Source organism: Arthrobacter sp. M4 (assembly GCF_020251205.1).
Taxonomy (GTDB): domain Bacteria; phylum Actinomycetota; class Actinomycetes; order Actinomycetales; family Micrococcaceae; genus Arthrobacter.
The window spans coordinates 1-677 of the sequence record NZ_JAIWYX010000054.1; the positions used below are offsets into that span (position 1 = coordinate 1).

The window sequence follows — 677 nt, forward strand, 5'->3', positions numbered from 1 at the left end:
TGTCAAGTTGTTTGTGTACGTGGGGTGGAATTCTTATCGGTTTAGGTGGGGTTCTATTCGGTCGGGATAGTTCAGGACGAGGATCCCGAGAGCTTCGCTCCAGCCTTGTGTGACGCTGCCCTCGATGAGCTTGTGGACCGATTTGTGGTGGCCTTCTCGGGTTCTGCCGGTCAGCTTGCCCCGTTCCCGAGTGCGTTTGTCTTCGATGTTGCAGATGGCCAGCCAGAGAAGTTTCACGGCTGCTTGGTCGTTGGGGAAGTGTCCGCGGTTCTTGATGATTTTGCGCAGCTGGTAGTTCAGTGACTCTATGGCGTTGGTGGTGTAGATGACGCGGCGCACCGGTGGTGGAAAGGCGAGGAAAGGGATGAACTTCTCCCAGTTCTTGCGCCAGGTCCGCACGGTTGCCGGATATTTGCGGCCTAGCTCGGAGGCTTCGAAGTCATCAAGTGCATCCTGCGCCGCTTCGGCTGTCGGGGCAGTATAAATGGGGCGGAGCGCGGTGGCGACCTTCCGGCGATCGCCGTAGGCGATGAACCGCATTGAGGCGCGGATCAAGTGCACAACGCAGGTCTGGACGGTCGCAGTCGGCCAGGTCGCGGCGACAGCATCCGGGAAACCTGTGAGGCCGTCACAGCAGACAATGAGCACGTCCTTGACCCCGCGGTTGGCCAGTTCGG

General features: G+C 59.5%; 1 protein-coding gene. It reads right to left on the reverse strand.

Features of this window, described 5'->3' with window-relative positions:
* Positions 1 to 33 precede the first annotated feature (33 nt).
* The coding region (locus LD110_RS23360; protein ID WP_225502332.1) for an IS256 family transposase at positions 34 to 677 on the reverse strand (644 nt) is incomplete at its 5' end.